The sequence below is a fragment of the Marinobacter sp. SBS5 genome, assembly GCF_048285575.1.
Lineage (GTDB): Bacteria > Pseudomonadota > Gammaproteobacteria > Pseudomonadales > Oleiphilaceae > Marinobacter.
In genome coordinates this window covers 103,553-118,524 of the sequence record NZ_JBLWAZ010000009.1, presented here as the reverse complement: position 1 = coordinate 118,524, position 14,972 = coordinate 103,553, and the positions used below count along the sequence as shown (strand labels likewise).

The following is a 14,972-nucleotide window of genomic DNA, read 5'->3' as shown; positions in this document are numbered from 1 at the left end:
TCAGACACCTCCTGTTTCCGGCGCGGAATGTTCAGATTTAGCCTGCCGCCACTCGACAAAGGCTTTGGCTACCAGTGTAAGAATCGCAATGGCAGCAAGTAACGAGGCACTGGCGAAAGCCCCGACGATGTTGTAATCCTGATACAGCAGCTCAACGTGTAGGGGCAAAGTGTTGGTTTGGCCTCGCACGTTGCCCGACACTACCGACACCGCACCAAATTCCCCAACGGCCCGTGCGTTGGTGAGTATCACCCCGTAGATAAGGGCCCACTTGATATTAGGCAAGGTGATCTTCCGAAAAATACGCCAGCCTGACGCACCCAGAACCACGCCCGCTTCCTCTTCCTCGCTGCCTTGTTGTTGCATCAGTGGTATGAGCTCCCGGGCAACGAACGGGCAGGTCACGAATACGGTCACCATCACAATGCCGGGCCAAGCGAACATGAGCTGAACGTCGTGGGCGCTGAGCCAACCACCAAGCCAACCGTTGCGGCCATAAAGCAGCAAATAGAGCAGACCTGCGACCACGGGTGATACAGCAAACGGAATGTCGATCAAGGTGATCAGCAATTTACGGCCTGGGAACTTAAACCGGGTGACCGACCACGCCAGTGCAACACCAAAAATCAGGTTCAGTGGAACGGTCAATAATGCCACGAACAGCGTCAGCCCAATCGCGTGCAGGGTGTACTCGTCCATGATGTTGCCCGCGAGGGTACTCCACCCCGCGCTCAGCGCCTGAGTAAAGATCACCACAACCGGAATCACCAGCAAGATCACGGTCAAGATCAGTGCCAAGCCGATCAGTGTGCGGCGAACCCAAGGCTGGTCGCCCACGCGGTTTCTATGGAGTGACATCTATCGGCCCTCCAAACGGCGTAAGTAACGGCTTTGCCATAGATTGATCGCAAACAGCAGAATCAATGAAGCCAGCAGCACCATAGAAGCAATCGCACTGGCGGCTGCGTAGTCGTATTCCTGCAAGCGAATAAAGATCATCAGGCTGGTTACTTCGCTGACGTAAGGCGTGTTACCAGCGATAAAGATGATGGCACCGAATTCGCCCAGGCTCCGTGTAAACGACAACGCAACCCCCGTAATCAATGCCGGCCAAAGAGAAGGAAAGATAACCTTGCGGAACACACGGCCGTCGGAAGCGCCCAGACTCACAGCCGCTTCTTCGTCAGCAGGTGAGAGCTCTTCGAGTACTGGTTGAACGGTGCGCACAACAAAAGGAATACTCGTGAAGGCCATGGCCACCACGATACCGATGGGGGTGAATGCCACTTCGACGCCCAGTTTGTCTAGCCACTGCCCATACCAACCGTTTTGCGCAAACAAGGTTGCTAGCGTGATACCGGCTACCGCAGTAGGCAAAGCAAAGGGAAGGTCCACGACCGCATCAATCAAACGCTTGCCGGGGAATTCGTAGCGCACCAAGACCCACGCGAGAAGGAGACCGAACGCGCCGTTGAACAAAGAGGCGGCAAGGGCTGTCCAGGCGGTTACTTTATAGGATTCGATAACCCGTGGGTCCGTGATGGTGAACACGAACTGGTCCCACGTCATGCCAGACGTTTCCACCACCAGCCCGGTTAACGGCAGCAACAGGACAAGGCTGACGAAAAACAGGGAGATACCAAGGCTTAACCCGAACCCGGGTAAAACTCGTTTGCTACGACCGGAAAAACGCCGCACTGCGGCGACGCTTGTTTGAGCGGATGCAGACATTAGAGTCTCTTACCGCCGACGCTGAAGCTGGTCGAGCTTACCGCCGCTGGCAAAGTGAGCTTTCATAGCCTTTTCCCAGCCTCCGGCGATTTCATCGATGGACTTAAGTTTGAGGTCACGGAAGCGGTCCGCGTTCTCTTTCAAGACGGTTTCGTTCTGAACCCGGTAGTTGAAGCTAGCCAGAAGGCGCTGAGAATCTTCAGAGTAGAGGTGGCTTAGATACTCTTTCGCCAGAGCCTCGGTACCATTTTGCTTGGTGTAATCATCGATCCAAGTCACCGGGAATTCAGCCAGGAAACTGACTTTCGGGGTAACCACTTCGTATTCACCTTCCAAGCGATCCGCAATGTTCAGCACTTCGGATTCGAAGGTCAGCAAGGCATCACCAATACCGCGCTCAACGAAGGTGGTGGTTGCACCACGGCCGCCGCTGTCAAAGACGCGGACTTGGCCCAGCAAAGACGCAAGGAAGTCATCAATCTTGTCCTGATCGTCACCGAACTGATCCTGCGCAAAGCCTAATGCCGCCAAATACGTGTAACGGCCATTACCCGATGTTTTGGGGTTAGGCATCACCAAAGAAACGTCTTCGCGAATCAGGTCATCCCAGTTTTGGATGTTCTTAGGGTTACCCTTGCGCACCAAGAACGCCATGGTGGAATAATAAGGAGAGCTGTTGTTGGGCAGGCGTTCTGCCCAGTTCTCAGGGATCAGACGACCCCGGGTGTGAAGGATGTCGATGTCGGTAACTTGGTTAAAGGTAGCAACATCGGCCTTCAGGCCTTGGATGATGGCTTGCGCCTGCTTGGAAGAACCGGCATGAGATTGTTTGATATCAACAGTTTCGCCGGTTTTTTCTTGCCAATGTTTCTGGAACTCGACGTTGTATGCGGCGAACAGCTCGCGAGCAATGTCGTAGGAGGTATTGAGAAGCTCCCGATCAGCAGAAAGAGCTGGCTGAGCAGAGAGTAGGGCAGCGCCAAGCGCGATGACTTTAAAGAACGTTTTCATGTCGAGCTCCTCAGTACCTAATAAGTAAATCTGAGGGGCAATTTAACAAAGCTTGCTAAGAACTAAAAAGACTTTAAGCGACTATTCAAATTACTATTTCGAATATGTTGTTAGTAACGAAGTAATGCAGAACCCCACGTAAAACCGCCTCCGAAAGCCTCTAAGAGCACGACTTCTCCGCGTTTGATACGCCCATCACGCACAGCTTCATCCAGCGCCAGAGGGATCGAGGCGGCAGAAGTGTTGCCATGTCGATTCACTGTGACCACAACCTGGTCCATCGACATATTCAGTTTTTTGGCGGTGGCGGAAATAATACGAAGGTTGGCCTGGTGCGGAACCAGCCAGTCTATGTCGGATTTCTGCATCTGATTCGCTTCAAGGGTTTCATCGACAATCTTGCCGAGCGTGTTCACCGCCATCTTGAACACTTCGTTTCCCTTCATTTCTACAAACGCCTGACCCGCCTTCACGGCGTCGAAGTCATTGGCGACACCACAGGGCACGTGAAGCAAGGTTTCATATCGACCATCAGCGTGCAGGTGGGTAGATAGAATACCCGTTTCCTCGCTGGCCTCGAGTACCACCGCGCCAGCGCCATCACCAAACAGTACGCAGGTGGTACGGTCTTCCCAGTTCAGAATGCGAGAAAACACCTCGGCTCCGATCACCAGTGCTTTTTTACTACTGCCAGAGCGAATGAACTTCTCCGCTGTGGCCAGCGCATAGACAAACCCGCTGCACACAGCTTGTATGTCAAAAGCAGGACAACCTTGGAGACCCAAGCGTGCTTGGAGAATGCAGGCGCAGCTGGGGAAGATTTTATCCGGGGTTGTGGTGGCGAAGATGATCAGGTCGATCTCGGAAACATCGATACCGGAAGCCTCAATCGCTCGCAAGGCCGCCTGTTCTGCCAAATCCACAGTCGTTTGGCCGGGAAGGGCAATGTACCGCTGCTCGATACCGGTACGTTCTCGAATCCACTGGTCAGAAGTATCTACCTTCTTTTCCAGTTCAAGATTGGTGACAACGTTGTCTGGCAAATAAGAACCAGTTCCGGCTATGCGAGCGTAAGTCATGGGTGGCGTCCAAGGTCATATGCGATCATTAATGACCTCATGCTAACCTTGCGCCACGGGAATCGTTATTAGCGGTTCGTCTCAGCCCTCTTTTAATGTTCTCATATCGATGACAAAACGGTACTTAACGTCGCCTTTCTTCATGCGCACGTAGGCGTCATTGATATCTCGGATATCGAGCATCTCCACGTCGCAGCTGATGTCGTGTTCTGCGCAGAAATCCAATACCTCCTGGGTTTCTGGCATGCCGCCAATCAAAGACCCTGCAATCACACGGCGTTTGAGCAGTAACAGTCCTGCATTCACCGGGGGCTCAATGGCAGACAGTAGCCCAACGAGAATGTGGGTGCCATCGTGATTCAGACATTTCAGGTATGGGTTCAGGTCATGGGCGACGGGAATCGTGTCGAGCAAGAAATCGAACGTGTTTGACACGGCCTTCATCTGGTTGCGATCCGTTGAAACCACAACGTGATCCGCGCCTTGTTTCTTGGCTTCCGCAACTTTACTTTCGGACCGCGTGAACAAAGTGACCTCTGCCCCTAGTGCTTTGGCAAACTTCACGCCCATGTGCCCAAGGCCGCCCATGCCAAGAACACCCACTTTATGGCCTTGCCCGACCTTGAAGTGCTTGAGGGGAGAGTAAGTAGTAATGCCAGCACACAGTATGGGAGCCGCACTTGCAGGGTCGAGTTTCTCGGGAACCCGAACGACAAACCGCTCACGGACGACGATGTTATCGGAATAACCGCCCATCGTGATCGATCCGTCTTGCCGATCAACCCCGCCATACGTTGGGGTCATGCCTTCATCACAATACTGCTCAAGCCCGGAATCGCAGGCAGAACATGTGCGGCAACTGTCGACCATGCAGCCAACACCGACGAGATCGCCTGATTTGTATGCCGTCACGCCAGGGCCCACGGCCGTAACGCGACCAATGATTTCGTGCCCGGGAACCACCGGATACTGAGAACCACCCCAGTCATCTTCTACAACATGCAGATCGCTGTGGCACACACCGCAGTAGTCAATCTCGATGGCCACATCGTCGTCACGAAGGGAGCGGCGCTCGAAGGTGTAAGGGGCCAACCCGGATTCTGCCGATTGAGCGGCGTAGGCGCGCGTATGGGACATGGAACACTCCTGGATTATTTGTATGTTTTTATACCGAGCTCACGGTACTCGCACTTGAATATAGATAACGTCACGTGTAACAGAATGTAAAACCAATCTAAACCTTCACCCGGGATTAAATGATGAGAATCCGCTTGTCACACGCTAAAACGAAACTTTCTCTGGTCGTCATGGCCTGTACATTGACGTTTGGCGGCTGCATGCCCGGCACCATCGCCACTACCGTCGGCACAGGATACGTGTATGAGCAGAAACAGGATCAAAAATACAAACACAATGTAGAGCGCGCCGTTGATCAGTATCAGCAGGATCACGCGGGCTCACCCTGTCAGCACGGCGAAGACCGCATTATGGAACCTGCAATCAAGATCATCAAAGAACACCGCCTAACGGGTGTCAATGAGGTTATTGAGCGATTGGATACCATTTATAAGAATGAATCATTGTCTGAAAACGTACGTGCGGGCGCGCTTTACAACATAGCGGTATTGGAGTCACGCCGAAAATATCCTAATAAAGCAAAAGCCCGTGACCGCTTCAAACAGCTCTACGCCGAGTTCCCGAATGAATACCGTTGTATCTTTGAGAAATCGGAGTGGCGGGATGAGATGATTAAAAAGCAATTGCTGCTACCGGGCGAAACTGTGGATTCATTCCTGAAAGATGCAAGGCGCGATGCCGAACGCCGAATGCAGTAAACGCAGGCTGGCATAAACGAAGCGCAAGGGCAGGGCGAAATGTTCCGTGCTACTTTTGAGGGAGAGGGCTGAAATTAACAGCCCTGTAAACTCATCTGTAGCGAGTGCAATCTATGAACCTGATCATTATCGGTGCCGGTATTATGGGAACTACCCTTGCTGTGCTGGCAAAAGAGATGGTTCCCAATCTAGACATCACGATTCTCGAACGGCTCGATGGCCCCGGAGCCGGAAATTCCTGGGCTTTCAACAATGCGGGAACTGGGCACGAGGCTAATTGCGAGCTGAATTATACCCCGGTCGATGAAGAGGTTATCTCTGTTGAGAAAGCGTTAAAAATTCACGCGCAGTTCAACGTGGCTAAACAATTTTGGGCCTATCTCGTTCGCAAAGGCGCCATCGAAGACCCTACCTCATTCATTAACCCCACCAAGCACTGCACCATCGTTTCAGAGCAGTTCATAGACATGTTGAGACTGCGTTTTAACGAGATGTCTGCTCACCATTTCTTCGAGCAGATGAAGTTCTCTGATGACTTCGATGAGATCAAAAGCTGGATCCCTTTTACCATGGAAGGGCGTGCACGCCATGAGAAAATGGCCGCAACAGCCATCGAAACCGGTACCGACGTTAATTTCGGCTCATTGACCGAACAAATGGCGGCCTACGCAGTGCGTGAGTTAGGGGTTCAAATTGAATTTGGCACCCATGTGAAAAGGGTACACAGAAGCCCCACGGGCCAATGGCTGATTGAAGCCCAAAACGATGAGGGCCCTATTCAGCATAAAGCGGATGTGCTTTTTGTGGGTGCAGGCGGAGGCGCCTTTCCGATTCTGAAGAAAAGCTTGATGCCGTTCCGCAGCCGATTCACCGGCTTTCCAGTGGGTGGCCGCTTTTTACAAGCACCGATCAAGCCTGAGCAAGCCGAGCAATACCGGGCAAAAACCTATGGCAAAGCAGAAGTGGGAGCCCCTCCCATGTCGGTGCCTCATTTGGATTTGCGGATGGTGGATGGGCAGCACTATCTACTGTTCGGCCCATTTGCTTCCTTTAAGCCTGTGCTCGAAAAAGGCCGCGGTTTCTTCGACTACCTGACCTCGTTACGGTTACACGATATCCCCGGGCTCTTGAATGTCACGCTGGACCACTTCCCGCTGGTCAAATACCTGGTATCCGAGAGCTTTAAGGGCAAGAAGAGCATGTTCGCCGAGCTGGAAAAGTTTGCGCCCGGGCTGGGTGACAAATTTGACTGGGCACCTATCGAAGCCGGTCAGCGCGTACAAATTATCAAAGACGGCGCTTTGCAGATGGGGACAGAAATCATCGTTTCTACGGACAGAACCTACTCCACACTGCTCGGCGCCTCCCCCGGAGCCTCAGTTTCGCCAGAGGTCATGTTACGTTGTTTAGAGCGTTTATTTCCGGCAGCGGTAGCCGATGATGGTGCCATGCGAAAAAAATCAGAGATGTTCCCGGAGGATGACCTTGAAGTTTTGGCCCATAACCCAGACCGTTACCGGGAAATTCGCGATTCGGTCAACCAGACGCTGGGAATAACCACTCCAGAAACACAAAAGATGTCAGGGGAGAAAGGATGAGTACGCAAAGAAAAGAGGTTTTTGACCAAGAGTGTGAAAAGCCGGACGGGTGTCAGAATATTGATCTGTTGATTGAAACCCGTCAAAAAGATCTCGGCGGCTTTAAAGTGCGCCGTGTTCTGCCAACGATCAAACGCCGCATGGTTGGGCCGTGGATCTTTTTCGATCACATGGGGCCCGCTGAGTTCCCCGCCGGTGAAGGTATTAACGTGCGGCCGCACCCACACATCAATCTGGCAACGGTGACATACTTGTTCGAAGGCGAAATACTGCACAGAGATTCGGTGGGCAGCTACCAGACCATCCGCCCGGGTGATGTGAACCTCATGGTGGCAGGCAAGGGCATTACCCACTCTGAGCGGGAGCGTCCCGAGGTTACTGAAAAGCCGCACCGCCTGCACGGACTGCAGCTCTGGCTCGCACTGCCTGAAGCCGATGAAGAGGTTGAACCCGCTTTTTATCATTATCCCGATGCCGAGATTCCCCGGGTGGATGTCGACGGCGTGCCGGTTCGAGTTATTATGGGCAGCGCTTACGGGAAATCCTCCCCGGTTAAAGTCTATGCGGACACGCTTTATGTCGAAGCACACTTAAAAGCCGGCCAGAGCATCGTGGTTCCAGATGCGGAAGAACGAGCCGTTTACGTTGCTGAAGGAGAGGTTTCGGTTAAAGATGCCAGCATTCACGAGTATTCCATGGCGGTGTTTACCGATGAGAAGGGAATTGAGCTGACGGCAAAGCGTGATTCACGCATCGCGTTTGTCGGTGGTGAGAACCTGGGCCATCGGTATATCGAATGGAATTTTGTGTCGACTCGGCGCGAACGTATTGAGCAAGCGAAAGCTGACTGGAAGGCCCAAAACTTCCCGAAAGTCGTGGGTGATGACGACGAGTTCATTCCGTTGCCGGAGTAACGTTCTGCGACTTCGTTTACATCGTTAGATCAATACTCGAACTTCTAGACCTTGTTGAGCGCGCAATGAAAAGGTGATGATTCCGCCATAGCGTTCGACGATATCGCGCACGATAGCTAGGCCCAGACCGTGGCCTGGTGTCTGCTCGTCCAGTCTAACCCCTCGCTTTCCAAGATGGGCAAGTTCCGTCTCTTGAACGCCGGGGCCGTCATCGGCCACAGCGATCAGTGGGGATCCGGCAACCTCCTCCAAGGTCAGTTCGACGTAATGTGCTGACCATTTACCTGCGTTATCCAGCAAGTTACCCATGATTTCGTTGAGGTCGTGTTCCTCAATAGCCCATCGACAGCCTTCCGGTAAACTACTTGAAAGCTCAAAGGACTTGTCGGGATACAGTCGTCCCAGCATCCAGAGCAGTTCACGGGCTTGTTTGAGAGGGTCGGCGCTCATCCCAACTTGTGGGCCTGCAAACTGGCTGCGGCGCATCTCGGCTTCAAGTTGAGTATCGATACTGTCCAGCCGGTTAGCCATTTGCAGACGAAGATCGTCATTGAGCGGTCGCCCCGTGTCCTCTAGGATCTGGCGAACGGCGGCAATCGGGGTCTTGACGCTGTGGGAGAGATTGGCCAAGGCATCCCGTGATTTCTCAAGCCTCTGGGCAAGAGAATCCAATAGTTGATTAAGCTGTTTAACCAAGGGGTCGAATTCTTCCGGGGCCTGTATATCAATCCGGTTGATTTGGCCACTCTGAAGGCGCGTTAAAGCACTTTTGAGCTTAATGACCGGGCGCATGGCCATATTGATGCCGAGCCATATTACGACGATTAACATTAGAATTAAGACAATGGAAACAACCGCAGTCCAAACGTGCAGCTCCATTTGACTGTGTTTCAGAGCACCGAAATCTTCCGAAACAATCACAACAATTGGTATTCCATTCACCGAGAAGGCTTTTCGGTAGGCCAGCATATCCGAGGTCGCTTCCGGCCCCGTTTGGCCTTGGACGCGAATCGGTCCACTTCCACTATGATCTAGTAACGGGGTTAAGATTGTCCGCCAACTATCTGGTAATACTAGGGTTTTCGATGGTGTCTGTATAGCGAATGCGTGATGAAATACGTCCTGAAAATAATCTCCGGTGTTTAGCTGATTAACATTGCCGTTTGTTTTGCGTATTTGGTGCTCCAGAAAGGCCACCTCATCTTTGAGCCGGTCTTCGACAAATGCCCGGGACATCCTGTCGAGCAAATAACCGTGAATAACCCAAGCAAGCGCCATCAGGCCGATGCCTGCCGGCAGCAAGCACAGGAGCAGAGTGTTCTTTACCGACCATGGTTTCTCAAACAACCTCATTAAACAGATACCCCTGGCCGCGCCGCGTTAGGATGGAGTCGGCTCCCACGAGCTTTCTCAGCCTGCGAATATAAGCTTCGATAACGTTTTCATTAGGCGTGTCATTCAGGCTGTAAAGTTGTTCCATTAACTGGTCTTTGGAAAAGACTTGGCCCGGGCGACTCATCAGACAGCGTAATAAACGGAATTCGGTACCCGTCAGGCTATGCTCGGTGCCGTCGGCCGTTTTTAAAACCTGGCGATTTTCATCAAGCTCGAAAGGGCCGGCTTTGAGCATGGAATCCACGCGACCGTCGCTGCGGCGTATGATGGCGTTGAGCCGGGCTATGAGCTCTTCCAATTGGAAGGGTTTGGCGAGATAGTCGTCTGCACCCGCTTTAAGGCCGCTGACCTTGTCCTGCCAGTCACCTCGAGCTGTAAGTATCAGTACCGGAAAATTAACGTGGTTCCCCCTCCAGATTTTAAGTACGTCCAGCCCATTCCCGTCGGGCAATCCCAGGTCCAGTACCACAGCTCGATAATCCTCTTGCACCCCCAAGCTTGTGGCATCTTTGGCGGTTTTCGCCCAATCGACGCTAAACCCCGCTTTTTCAAGTTGGCTAATAAGTCCGTCGGCTAACAAACGATCATCTTCTACCAACAGTAGGCGCATGGATTGGGTCTTACTCCGTGAGAATGGTTGGCCGAGAGTATGAGGCAGCTACCTGAATCGGGCCTGAATGGTAAAACATTTGCAATTTTCAGCAAGGATTCAGGTTGGTACGGGACAGTAGGAACCTCTTAAGCGCCACGTCCTTCCCAACCCTTGATAGGAGAATAGTTATGACTTTGGCAAAAAGCATAGTTCTGGCAACCGCAGTCACATTGTCGCCGGCAGTTTTTGCAGGCGGAACACACGGTCATGGGCATGGATCCCCAATCGGCGAACCCGGTGTAGCTTCGGAGGCCAGTCGCACGATTACTGTCGAACTGTACGATAACTACTACGAGCCTGAACAGATCGAGGTGAGTGCAGGGGAGACCGTTCGGTTCGTCTTGGAGAACAAGGGTAACTTGGTGCATGAGTTCAATATCGGCACGCCATCCATGCACGAAGCGCATCAAGAAGAAATGATGATGATGGTTGAGCACGGTGTCATTCAGGGTGGAAAGCTCAATCACCACATGATGGAAATGGACATGGGAAATGGCCATTCCATGAAGCACGACGACCCCAACAGCGTGCTGATTGAGCCTGGCAAAAGCGGGGAGATCGTCTGGACGTTCAGCAACGAAAGCAACATCGAGTTTGCCTGCAATGTACCCGGCCACTATCAGGCTGGAATGTATGGTGATGTCACGTTCAAGTAAGTCGCTCTCCTAATTTGCTAACGGATATACGGAGTGGATCTCATGAGAAAGCGCCTTTTGGCGGGGCTTTTCAGCCTTTTTGTTCCGGCGTTGGTGTTCGCTGGGGAATATAACCTGACGGTAGACCGTGTCACGATTGATACCGGTGATTTCATCAAAGAAGGTATTGGATATAACGGAAAATCCCCAGGCCCTGTGCTTCGGTTCAAGGAAGGGGAAGACGTCAAAATCAATGTCACGAACAATTTGGATGAAATGACATCCATCCACTGGCACGGCCTTATTCTGCCGTTCCAGCAGGATGGCGTGCCAGGTATTAGTTTTCCGGGTATTAAAGCGGGCGAGACCTTCACCTACGAATTTCCTGTGGTACAGGCTGGCACCTACTGGTTCCACAGTCACTCTGGCTTTCAGGAACCTGACGGCGCGTTTGGCTCGATCATTATTGAGCCAAAAGGCCGCGAGCCATTTCGCTATGACCGGGAATACGTTATCCAACTAACGGACAAACACCCCCACACTGGGGACCGGATCATGCGCAATCTGAAAATGATGCCGGATTACTACAATCGTGAGCAGCAGACGGTTGGCGAATTCTTCAGTGATGCTAAGAAAAACGGCTTGATAAACACCCTTAAGGACCGGATGGATTGGGGTGACATGCGCATGATGAAGGCGGATGTGGAAGACGTGCAAGGGTTTACCGGCATGATTAATGGCAAGGGACCGAACCAGAACTGGACCGGGCTGTTTGAGCCCGGTGAGCGTATCCGTTTACGCTTCATTAACTCCTCTGCGATGACCTACTTTGACGTTCGTATTCCCGGGCTGAACATGACCGTGGTTCAGGCCGATGGCAACAACGTGCAGCCGGTTAACGTGGACGAATTCCGCATCGGGGTTGCTGAAACCTACGATGTCATCGTTCGGCCGCGCGATGCACAGGCTTATACGATTTTTGCCGAGTCAATGGGGCGCTCTGGTTATGCTCGCGCAACGCTGGCACCCAAAGAAGGTATGGAAGCGGCAGTTCCAACTATGCGGAAGCCAGCCCGACTCACCATGGCCGACATGGGTGGCATGCACGGCATGGATCATGGCGATATGGGCCACGGAGGTATGAATCACGGGTCCATGAACGAGATGGATCATAGCGGCATGTCTGCCATGGACCATGGATCAATGGAGAGTATGGACCACTCCGCCCACAGCAGTATGGGGTCCGACAAGGAGAAACCAAACGATCCGTTTTACGCTAAAGGCAGCGGCATCATGCCCGAAGCTGCCAATGGCGGTAAGTTCCTGTCTTATGCGGACTTAAAGGCACAGAATCCCTTGTATGAAGAGCGGGAGCCTACCCGTGAAATTGAACTTCGACTGACGGGCAACATGGAGCGTTATACCTGGAGCATAAACGGCGTCAAATACGAGGATGCTGACCCCATCCGGCTGCAATACGGCGAGCGTGTCCGGTTTAAGTTCGTCAACGAAACTATGATGACGCACCCAATGCACCTTCATGGTATGTGGTCCATCCTCGACGTTGGTGCAGGTCAATGGAACCCTGTTAAGCATACAGTGAGTGTTCAACCGGGCACGACTGTGTTCATGGAGACTGAAGTGGATGCACCGGGCCAATGGGCATTCCATTGCCATCTTTCGTACCACGCCGCTGCCGGCATGTTCCGTAAAGTCGTGGTTGAAGGTGGGCCGCAGTCCTCTCAGGCTTCCGCAGAGTTGGTGACGAACGAAGGTGGTGGCGCATGAGCTTTTCTCGCTTCTGGCTTACGGCTGGCCTCATCGGCTCGGTACTAATGCCAGGTTTGGCTGCTGCTCAGGGAATGATCGAAGACACCACGGAACGCAAACAGCCGCTCAAGATTTGGGGTATCCAGTTCGAAGAAGTTGAATACCGCTACAGCGATGACGATGAAGAACTCGGTGTCTGGAACGGCGATTTCTTTTACGGAACTGACGCACTGAAAGTCCGGTGGCTTACTAAGGGTGAGTACGCCATAGAAGAACAAGCGTACGAAGGCTTGGAGAACCAACTGGTAGGCCAGATTCCAATCTCAACCTTTTTCGATGCTAAAGCAGGTGTTCGCTTTGATACGCCGGAAGGTCCTGATCGCACTTATGCCGTTTTGGGCGTTTCCGGACTGGCTCCTCAGTGGTTTGAGGTAGACGCAAACCTCTATGTTAGCGACGAAGGTGACACCTCTGCCGAGGTAGACGCCGAATACGAGCTGCTATTGACCAATTACTGGATTCTGGCTGCTACGCTCGATGCCACTATTGCCTTTAGCGAGGACCGGGAGATCGGTATCGGCAAGGGACTGGTTTCCACGGAAACAGGCTTGAGGCTGAGCTATGATCTGGTCGACCGATCTTTCTCTCCCTATTTAGGCGTTGTCCACGAGCGAAAGTATGGCGATTCGGCAGATTTCGCAGAATCTGAAGGAAGTAGCACCGAGGACTGGTTCGTGGTTGTAGGAGCCAGAATCTCTTTCTGACTGATAGTGAGTCACGCCGCCTCCGCTGAACGGACACTCATTCATTGAAGGCGGCGTTTTGAAAGTCGGTGTAGCCTTGGTAGTTCGTTTGAATCTATATTATGGCCCGACGTTGTACCTGTTGAGCCAACACCATGGATAGTAGCCTCCCGAAGTACCAATTACTGGAAGATGAAATAGAGCAAGGTATCGTGGCTGGCCGGTGGAAATGTGGCGAGCGATTGCCCTCCATCAGAACGCTGTGCGACCTGCACGGTTGCGCAAAGATAACCATTCAGCACGCGCTGCAACGGCTGGAAGCCAAAGGATTGATCGAATCCCGTGAGCGGGCCGGTTTCTTTGTTACCTATCAGAATGAAGAATTCGACACGCCCTGCCGGATGGAGCGGATTGAATCACCTAAGCCAGTATCTGTAAGCGAGCTGTTTCGGGACATTATGACGAGAAGTGCGGCGTTTGATCTAACGCCGAATCTGCACTCCGGGGAAATGCCTCAAGGGATCGTGCAGCTAAACCGTTCAATTGGTCGGGCACTACGGCGTCAGAAAGGGGATTTTCAATACTATGATGAACCCGCGGGCGATCCCGGCCTGAGAAATCAGCTTGCCACGCTATTTTCCAAAAGAGGCTGGAAGACGGATGCATCCGAACTTTGCATTACCTCTGGATGCCAACAGTCTCTATTTTTGGCCTTGCTTACGGTTTGTTCCGAAGGAGATATCGTCGCCGTCGAATCGCCGGGGTTCTATGGCGTTCTGCAGTTGTTGGAACAATTGAAATTAAAGGTCATCGAGGTGCCAACCTCTTTGCAGACAGGCATGGATGTCGCTGCGTTTTCAGATATTCTGGAACATTGGGACGTTCGTGTTTGCGTGGTACAACCCGCGTTCGCAACACCAGGAGGTGCGGTTATGCCAAGAGCCGCCCGAAGGCGGTTACTTGAACTAGCCGAGAAGCACGACCTCGCCATTATCGAGGATGATATCTACGCCGAAACGGGCTGGTCGGGTGTGCCAGACACACTTAAATCTCTGGACCAATCGGGCCGGGTTATTCATTGCAGCTCGCTGTCAAAAGTACTTTCTCGCGATCTTAGGCTCGGCTGGGTAAGTGGGGGCAGGTGGCACGCTGACATTCTTCAAATGAAACTGACCTCTCAATTAGCGAGCAGTCGCTTTGTTCAACAAGGTGTTGCAAGCTTTATCCAAGAGGGCGATTACGCTGCGTTCGTGCGCAAGTTTCGTCTTCAATTACGAGAGCAGCGGGACCAGTTACTGGAGTATTTGGCAGCATGGCCATTGGCGGTGCGGACAACGGCGCCTCAAGGCGGTTTAGCCGTTTGGGTCGAATTACCAGAACAGATCAATACAATTGATGTCTATTCTAAAGCGCTGGATGAGGGCATCGTCATTACACCAGGAAGCCTCTTTTCAGTGTCAGAGCGGTTTGGTAATTGTTTAAGAGTCAGCTTTGCTCACCCTTGGGATGACCAGCGGACGCGAGCGCTGAAGCGCATATTGGAACTGGTTCAAGACCCGTAACGGTTGCCTGTACCTATAAAACTTAAAAAAATTGGGCCTGTCTCTAT

General features: G+C 52.4%; 14 protein-coding genes. 7 read left to right on the top strand and 7 right to left on the bottom strand.

From position 1 onward, the window contains the following. The 5 genes from cysW to ACNQ6O_RS15155 form a co-directional block, all read right to left on the bottom strand. Positions 1-858, bottom strand: coding sequence for a sulfate ABC transporter permease subunit CysW (cysW, locus tag ACNQ6O_RS15175; protein ID WP_418054021.1), 858 nt, complete (start codon positions 856-858; stop codon positions 1-3). After that, positions 859-1,731: a sulfate/thiosulfate ABC transporter permease CysT gene (gene cysT / locus ACNQ6O_RS15170; RefSeq protein WP_418054020.1), complete on the bottom strand. Its 873-nt coding sequence runs from the start codon at positions 1,729-1,731 to the stop codon at positions 859-861. Positions 1,732-1,740: 9 nt separating this feature from the next. Next, on the bottom strand, positions 1,741-2,742 hold the full coding sequence (gene cysP / locus ACNQ6O_RS15165; RefSeq protein WP_418054019.1) for a thiosulfate ABC transporter substrate-binding protein CysP: 1,002 nt from the start codon (positions 2,740-2,742) through the stop codon (positions 1,741-1,743). A 110-nt stretch (positions 2,743-2,852) separates the two neighbouring features. Then, positions 2,853-3,821, bottom strand: coding sequence for a beta-ketoacyl-ACP synthase III (locus tag ACNQ6O_RS15160; protein WP_418054018.1), 969 nt, complete (start codon positions 3,819-3,821; stop codon positions 2,853-2,855). A gap of 81 nt (positions 3,822-3,902) precedes the next feature. Continuing rightward, a complete protein-coding gene (locus tag ACNQ6O_RS15155; RefSeq protein ID WP_418054017.1) occupies positions 3,903-4,958 on the bottom strand; it encodes an NAD(P)-dependent alcohol dehydrogenase in 1,056 nt (351 codons plus the stop codon). Between the two features lie 134 nt (positions 4,959-5,092). Here ACNQ6O_RS15155 and ACNQ6O_RS15150 point away from each other — a divergent pair, with 134 nt between their 5' ends. From ACNQ6O_RS15150 to ACNQ6O_RS15140, 3 genes are all read left to right on the top strand, one after another. Then, entirely contained in the window at positions 5,093-5,656 is a 564-nt protein-coding gene (locus ACNQ6O_RS15150) for a hypothetical protein (RefSeq protein WP_418054016.1), read from the top strand. A 113-nt stretch (positions 5,657-5,769) separates the two neighbouring features. Continuing rightward, entirely contained in the window at positions 5,770-7,254 is a 1,485-nt protein-coding gene (locus ACNQ6O_RS15145) for a malate:quinone oxidoreductase (protein ID WP_418054015.1), read from the top strand. Beyond that, the gene (locus ACNQ6O_RS15140) at positions 7,251-8,168 is read left to right on the top strand and encodes a pirin family protein (RefSeq protein ID WP_418054014.1); all 918 of its coding nucleotides are present in this window, start codon (positions 7,251-7,253) and stop codon (positions 8,166-8,168) included. The genes ACNQ6O_RS15145 and ACNQ6O_RS15140 overlap by 4 nt, the downstream gene beginning before the upstream one ends. 24 nt (positions 8,169-8,192) lie before the next feature. Here the strand turns inward: ACNQ6O_RS15140 and ACNQ6O_RS15135 are convergent, their stop codons facing one another. Both ACNQ6O_RS15135 and ACNQ6O_RS15130 read right to left on the bottom strand, forming a co-directional pair. Then, a complete protein-coding gene (locus tag ACNQ6O_RS15135; RefSeq protein WP_418054013.1) occupies positions 8,193-9,521 on the bottom strand; it encodes an ATP-binding protein in 1,329 nt (442 codons plus the stop codon). Continuing rightward, positions 9,508-10,173 carry a response regulator transcription factor gene (locus ACNQ6O_RS15130; protein WP_418054012.1) on the bottom strand — a complete coding sequence of 222 codons (666 nt, stop codon included), beginning with the start codon at positions 10,171-10,173 and terminating at the stop codon, positions 9,508-9,510. The genes ACNQ6O_RS15135 and ACNQ6O_RS15130 overlap by 14 nt, the downstream gene beginning before the upstream one ends. Positions 10,174-10,343: 170 nt before the next feature. Here ACNQ6O_RS15130 and ACNQ6O_RS15125 point away from each other — a divergent pair, with 170 nt between their 5' ends. The 4 genes from ACNQ6O_RS15125 (at position 10,344) to ACNQ6O_RS15110 (ending at position 14,925) form a co-directional block, all read left to right on the top strand. Next, entirely contained in the window at positions 10,344-10,871 is a 528-nt protein-coding gene (locus tag ACNQ6O_RS15125; protein WP_418054011.1) for a cupredoxin domain-containing protein, read from the top strand. Between the two features lie 42 nt (positions 10,872-10,913). Then, on the top strand, positions 10,914-12,638 hold the full coding sequence (locus ACNQ6O_RS15120) for a copper resistance system multicopper oxidase (RefSeq protein ID WP_418054010.1): 1,725 nt from the start codon (positions 10,914-10,916) through the stop codon (positions 12,636-12,638). 47 nt (positions 12,639-12,685) lie between these two features. Further along, entirely contained in the window at positions 12,686-13,384 is a 699-nt protein-coding gene (locus tag ACNQ6O_RS15115; RefSeq protein WP_418054071.1) for a copper resistance protein B, read from the top strand. 134 nt (positions 13,385-13,518) lie between these two features. Further along, a complete protein-coding gene (locus tag ACNQ6O_RS15110; protein WP_418054009.1) occupies positions 13,519-14,925 on the top strand; it encodes a PLP-dependent aminotransferase family protein in 1,407 nt (468 codons plus the stop codon). Positions 14,926-14,972: the final 47 nt, after the last annotated feature.